Below are 7,298 nucleotides of genomic sequence, written 5' to 3' on the forward strand. Positions count from 1 at the left end.
GTGGCGGTCGGTTCCCTGCGCCGGGACCAGGGTGGCCCGTCCAGGTTCGCTCTCTCCCTCGGTGAGGCGTGGGCCGCGGGCATCGAGGTCGACTGGCGGGTGTTCTACGAAGGCACCGGAGCCCGCCGCATCGACCTCCCCACCTACGCCTTCGACCACTCCCGCTACTGGCCGGAACCCCTGCGACCGGGTGCGGCCGAGAGCGACCCCGTCGACGCAGAGTTCTGGACCCTCGTCGACAACGGCGAACTGGACACGATCGGCATCACCGACGAAACGCTCGCCGACACGCTGCGGACCTGGCGTGCCCAGCGCAAGGCCCGTTCCACGATCGACGGTTGGCGCTACCGCGACCAGTGGGCGCCCGTCACGGTGTCCGGGACGCCGTCCGGGACATGGCTCGTCGTCACCCCGGCCGGCGTGACCGATGCCGACGTGATCACGGCCGTCGGCGCGCACGCGGACGTCGTACGGGTCGAGGTCGAGGCGGATGCCGACCGGGCCCGACTCGCCGCCCGGCTGGTGGACCTCGCGGTCGTGCCGAGCGGAGTGGTGGCCCTGACCGGCCTCATCGGCACGCCGGACCACCCGACCGGTCTCGCCCTGACTGTCACGCTGCTGCAGGCGCTGGCCGATGCGGGCATCTCCGCGCCGGTGTGGGCGGTCACCCGGCAGGCGGCGTACGACGAGGTCGCGCACCCGACGCAGACCGCGCTGTGGGGACTCGGCCGGGTGGCCGCGCTCGAACTGCCGTACCGCTGGGGCGGGTTGATCGACCTGCCGCAAGAGATGGACGACCGGGCGGCGGCGCGTTTCGTGGCGGTGCTCACCGGTACCGAGGACCAGGTCGCCGTCCGGCAGGGCGGTGTCTTCGCCCGACGCCTGGTGCGGGCCACGGCCCAGAACGGGCCGGAATTCCGCACCACCGGCACCGCCCTGATCACCGGCGGAACCGGCGCGCTGGGCGGCCATGTCGCCCGCTGGCTGGTCGAGGCCGGAGCCGAGCACGCCGTACTGACCAGCCGCCGCGGTGCCGATGCGCCCGGTGCGCAGGAGCTGCGGGCCGAACTGGAGGCGCTCGGTGCCCGGGTGACGATCGAGGCCTGCGACGCGGCGGACCGCGCCGCGCTCGAAGCCGTCGTGAACCGTGTCGACGACCTGACCGTCGTCGTGCACGCGGCGGGCCTCGGCACGGGTGACGCACCGGTCGGCGAGCTGTCGTTCGACGCTGTCACCGGGATCCTGGACGCCAAGATGGCGGCGGCCTGGCACCTGCACGAGCTGGCGCCGGACGCCAGGTTCATCCTGTTCTCGTCCGGCGCGGCGAGCTGGGGCAGCGGCGGACAGCCCGCCTACGCGGCCGCCAACGCCTACCTCGACGGGCTCGCCCGACTGCGCCGCGCCCAGGGCCGCCACGCCCTGTCCATCGCGTGGGGTGCGTGGGCCGACGCGGGCATGGCCGCCGACCACGGCCTGTACGACGAACTCGCCCGCCGTGGCATCGGGTCGATGGCGCCCGAGCTGGCGATGGCCGTGCTGCGGCAGGCGGTCGCCGACGACCAGACGCAGCTCACCGTCACCGACATCGACTGGGCGACGTTCGCCCCGAGCTTCACCGCCGAGCGGCCGAGCCCCCTGCTCAACGGCATCGCGGAAGTACGTCAGGCCCTCGCCGACAGCCCCGTGGAACGGGACGAGTCGGCCCTCAAGCAGCGGCTCGCCGCGCTGTCCGCCGTGGAGCGCGACCGGGCCCTGCTCGACCTCGTGCGCACCGAGGCCGCCAAGACCCTGGGCTACGCGGAGACCGACACGTTGCCGGCCGGGCGGGCCTTCCGCGAACTGGGCTTCGACTCGGTGACCGCCGTCGAGATGTGCAACAAGCTCAAGGCCGTCACCGGCCTGCCGCTGCCCACGACCGTGGTGTTCGACCACCCGACCGCGACCGCGCTGGCGGGCTACCTGCGCGAGGAACTCTTCGGCAGGACCGACGCCCCCGCCGAGGTGCGTGCCGCCACGGCCGCCTCCGACGACCCGATCGCGATCGTCGGCATCGGCTGCCGCTACCCCGGTGGCGTCACCCGGCCGGAGGAGCTGTGGCAGCTCGTGTTCGACGGCCGCGACGCCGTCTCCGGCTTCCCCACCGACCGTGGCTGGGACCTGGACAGCCTGGCCAGCGCCACGTTCGAGGGCGGATTCCTCGACGCCGTCGCCGATTTCGACGCCGGCTTCTTCGGGATCTCGCCGCGTGAGGCCGTCGTCATGGACCCGCAGCAGCGTCTGCTCCTGGAGACCTCCTGGGAGGCGCTGGAGCGTGCGGGCATCGACCCGGTCACACTCAAGGGCAGCCCCACCGGTGTCTTCGTCGGTACGACAGGACAGGACTACGAGTCGCTGCTGAACCGCTCGGTGGAGGAGACCGGCCCCTACGCCACCACCGCGTTCTCCGCGAGTGTGCTGTCCGGCCGTATCTCCTACCTGCTCGGCCTGGAGGGCCCGGCCGTCACCGTCGACACCGCCTGCTCCTCGTCCCTGGTCGCGATGCACTGGGCGGCGCAGGCGCTGCGCAACGGCGAGTGCGACCTCGCGCTCGCCGGCGGTGTCGCGGTGATGACCACGCCGAACGCCTACTCCGCCTTCACCGCCACCGGAGGTCTCGCCCCCGACGGCCGCTGCAAGGCGTTCGCCGATGCCGCCGACGGCACCGGCTGGTCCGAGGGCGCGGGCGTGATCCTGCTGGAGCGCCTGTCCGACGCCCGGCGCAACGGTCACGAAGTCCTCGCCGTTCTGCGCGGCTCGGCCGTCAACCAGGACGGTGCGTCCAATGGCCTTACGGCGCCGAACGGGCCGTCGCAGCAGCGGGTGATCCGGCAGGCCCTCGCCAACGCCGGGCTCTCCGGCGCCGACGTCGACGTGGTCGAGGCGCACGGCACCGGCACCACGCTCGGCGACCCCATCGAGGCGGGCGCGGTGCTCGCCACGTACGGCCAGGACCGCGAGACACCGGTCCTGCTGGGCTCCATCAAGTCCAACATCGGCCACCCGCAGTCGGCCGGCGGCGTCGCCGGCGTCATCAAGATGGTCATGGCGCTCCGGCACGGCGTCGTACCCCGCACCCTGCACGTCGACGCGCCGTCCACCAACGTCGAGTGGGGGACCGGCAGCGTCGAACTCCTCACCGAACGCCGTGACTGGCCGGCCACCGGCCGCGCCCGCCGGGCCGGTGTGTCGTCGTTCGGCGTCAGCGGCACCAACGCGCACGTGATCATCGAGCAGGCGCCGGAGTCCGCCCCGGAGCGGGATGAGCCGGTGCGCGTGACGCCGGGTGTCGTCCCGGTCCTCGTGTCGGGCCGCACCGAGCAGGCTCTTGCCGACCAGGTCGCCCGCCTCGCCGCGGTCGATGCCAGTCCCCTCGACATCGCCTACTCCCTGGCCACCGGTCGTAGCCGGTTCGAGCACCGGGTGGTCCTCGCGGACGGAGCGGAGATCGCCCGGGGCGAGGCCACCGAGCAGCAGCTCGCGTTCCTGTTCTCCGGGCAGGGGGCGCAACGGCTGGGCATGGGCCGGGAGTTGTACGAGCGGTTCCCCGTCTTCGCGGGTGCTCTGGACGACGTACTCGCCCACCTGGACCCGCAGTTGCGCGAGGTGATGTGGGGTGCGGACGCGGAGCTGCTGAACCGGACCGGCCACACCCAGCCCGCGCTGTTCGCCCTCCAGGTGGCCCTTTACCGGCTGACGGAGTGGCTCGGTGTGCGGGCCGATCAGCTGGCGGGCCATTCCATCGGTGAGATCGCGGCCGCGCATGTGGCCGGGGTGCTGTCGCTGGAGGACGCCTGCACGCTGGTGTCGGAGCGGGCCCGGCTGATGCAGGCGCTGCCCGCGGGCGGCGCGATGCTGGCGATCGAGGCCACGGAGGAGGAAGCCGCCGCGCATCTCACCGGCGGTGTGTCGATCGCGGCCGTCAATGGGCCGACGTCCGTGGTGATTGCGGGCGACGCGGCCGAGGTCGAGCGGATCGCCGAACACTTCGCCGACCGCAGGACCAAGCGGCTGCCGGTTAGCCACGCCTTCCACTCACCGCTGATGGAACCGATGCTGGACGACTTCCGTTCGGTGGTCGGCGGCCTGACGTTCCACGAGCCGGCGATCCCGGTCGTGACGACGGGTGACGTGACCGACCCCGAGTACTGGGTCCGTCATGTCCGTGCGGCGGTGCGGTTCCACGACAACGTCACGGCGCTGCGCGAGGCGGGCACCACGGCGTTCCTGGAGATCGGCCCTGACGGTGTGCTGTCCGCGATGGTCGCCGAGACGGCCCCGGATGCCGTGATCACCCCGGTGCTGCGCAAGGACCGCGACGAGGAGTCCGCGCTGGTCACAGGCCTGGCGCGGCTGCACGTGAGCGGCGTGACCGTGGACTGGGTGCCGCTGTTCGCCGGTACCGGCGCCCGCCGCGTGGACCTGCCGACGTACGCCTTCCAGCACGAGCGCTACTGGCCGACGCCGCTGGAGGCCACCGCCTCCGCACAGCCCGCCGTGGACTCCTGGCGGCACCGCGAGTCCTGGACGCCGGTCACACCGACGGGCTCGGTCACCGGCACGTGGCTGGTCGTGGTGCCGGCCGGGCTGGCCGACGACGCCTGGGCCGTCGAGGTCGCCGCGGCGGTCGGCGGCACGATCGTCGAGGAACTGCCCGAAACGCCGTACGACGGCGTCGTCTCGCTGCTGGCACTGTCGGACGGCACCGACGCGGGCGGTGTCCCGGCCGGCGTGTCCGGCACGCTGGAACTCGTCCGGACGCTGGCGCGCCGCGGCATCGCCGCCCCGGTGTGGGCGGTCACACGCGGCGCGGTCTCGGTCGCGGGCGAGCCGATCGCCGACGTGGGACAGAGCGCTGTCTGGGGCCTCGGCCGCGTCGCCGCGCTCGAACTGCCCGCCCAGTGGGGCGGCTTGGTCGACGTACAGGGTGCACCCGAGCTGCTTGCCGCCGTACTCGCGGGCGACGAGGACCAGGTGGCCGTCCGGCCCGAGGGCGTCTTCGCCCGCCGGTACGGCAAGGCACCGCGCCCGGCCGGTACGGCGTGGCAGCCGACCGGCACCGTCCTGATCACCGGCGGTACCGGCGCGCTCGGCGCGCACGTCGCCCGTGACCTCGCCAAGCGGGGCGTGGAGCGGGTCGTTCTGGCCAGCCGCCGGGGCCTGGACGCGCCCGGCGCCGCCGCGCTGCGGGACGAACTGCGCGAGCACGTACGGGCCGACGTGGTGGCCTGCGACGTCGCCGACCGTGACGCCGTCCGCGCCCTCCTCGCCGACCTGCCCGGACTCACCGCCGTCGTGCACACCGCCGGTGTGCTGGACGACGGAGTGATCGAGTCGCTGACGCCGCAGCGGTTCGCGGACGTGTTCCGCGCCAAGGTCGCCTCCGCGCTCGTCCTCGACGAGCTGACGCGCGAGCTGGACCTCGACGCGTTCGTCCTGTTCTCGTCCCTCGCCGGTGCGATCGGCAACCCCGGCCAGGCCAACTACGCCGCCGCCAACACCGTCCTGGACGCCCTCGCCACCCGGCGCCGGACCGCCGGCCACGCCGCGACCTCCATCGCCTGGGGCGCCTGGGCCGGAGCCGGCATGGCCGCAGGGGAGGGCGTCGGCGCCGGCCTGCACGGCTTCGCCATGAACCCCGCCCTCGCCGTGGAGGCGATGTGGCGGGCCGTCGGCGAACCCGACGCGACCATCGGCATCGCGATCCTTCCGGACGCCGTGCCCGCGGCAGAGAGCCGGGCACGCGAGCCGCGCGGCGACGCCGGCCTGCTCGCCAGGCTCCAGGACGCGGACGAGCCGCTGGACGTGATGCTCGACGTCGTCCGCACGGCCGTCGCGGCAGTGCTCGGCTACGCCGGCCCGTCCGCCGTGGGCGTCACAAAGCCCTTCAGCGGCCTCGGCTTCGACTCACTCACCGCGGTCGAACTGCGCAACAAGCTGGGCACGGCAACCGGGCGCAGCCTGCCCGCGAGCCTCGTCTACGACTACCCGACGCCCGGCGCGCTCGCCGAGCACCTGCTCCACGAGGTGCTCGGAGTCGCCGCCGACGCCGCCGTGGTCGCCCGCGGCCCCGTGCGCGACGACGAGCCGATCGCCATCGTCGGCATGGCCTGCAGGTTCGCCGGCGGGGCGACGACGCCCGAGGAGTTCTGGGAGATGCTGGTCGAGGGACGCGACGGCATGGGCGCGTTTCCGACCGACCGCGACTGGGACGTCGAGTCGGTGCTGGCGACGAGCGTCACCAGCGAGGCCGGATTCCTCGACGGCAGCGCGGACTTCGACCCCGCGTTCTTCGGCATCGCCCCGCGTGAGGCGCTGGCGATGGACCCGCAGCAGCGGTTCCTGCTGGAGACGACCTGGGAGGCACTGGAGCGCGTCGGCGTCGACCCGGACTCCCTGCGCGGCACCCAGACCGGCGTGTTCGTCGGCACGAACGGTCAGGACTACGCGACGCTGCTCACCAACTCCGCCGAGGACACCGAGGGCCACGCCGCCACCGGTCTCGCGGCGAGCGTGATCTCCGGCCGCCTCTCGTACACCTTCGGCTTCGAGGGCCCGGCCGTCACCGTCGACACCGCCTGCTCCGCGTCCCTGGTGGCGATCCACCTGGCCACCCAGGCGCTGCGTGGCGGCGAGTGCACGCTCGCCGTCGCCGGCGGCGCGACCATCATGACCACCCCGCTCGCCTTCGCCGAACTCACCCGCCAGGGCGCCCTCGCCAAGAACGGCCGCTCGAAGGCCTTCTCCGAGGACGCCGACGGCGCGGGCTGGTCCGAGGGCGTCGGCATGGTGGTCATGGAGCGGCTGTCGGATGCGGTGCGCAATGGGCATCGGGTGCTGGCGGTGGTGCGGGGCTCGGCGGTGAATCAGGATGGTGCGTCGAATGGTCTTACGGCGCCGAATGGTCCTTCGCAGCAGCGGGTGATCCGGCAGGCGCTGGCTTCCGCCGGTCTCTCGACTGCGGATGTGGATGCGGTGGAGGCGCACGGTACCGGTACGGCGCTCGGCGACCCGATCGAGGCGCAGGCCCTGCTGGCCACCTATGGCCAGGACCGCGAACAGCCCCTCCTGCTCGGCTCCGTGAAGTCCAACATCGGCCACACCCAGGCCGCCGCCGGCGTCGCTGGTGTCATCAAGATGGTGCTGGCCCTGCAACACGGGGTGCTGCCACGGACACTGCACGTGACCGAGCCGTCGTCGCATGTGGATTGGGCTGCGGGTTCGGTGGAGTTGTTGACGTCGGCGGTGGAGTGGCCCGGTGG

Annotated in this window: 1 protein-coding gene; it reads left to right on the top strand. The window is 73.3% G+C overall.

The annotated features are described in order from the left end of the window. On the top strand, positions 1-7,298 hold a 7,298-nt coding region (locus ACTMVF_RS42265), incomplete at both ends, for an SDR family NAD(P)-dependent oxidoreductase (protein ID WP_441276408.1).

The sequence above is a fragment of the Streptomyces sp. SD31 genome, from assembly GCF_052068475.1.
Taxonomy (GTDB): Bacteria; Actinomycetota; Actinomycetes; order Streptomycetales; family Streptomycetaceae; genus Streptomyces.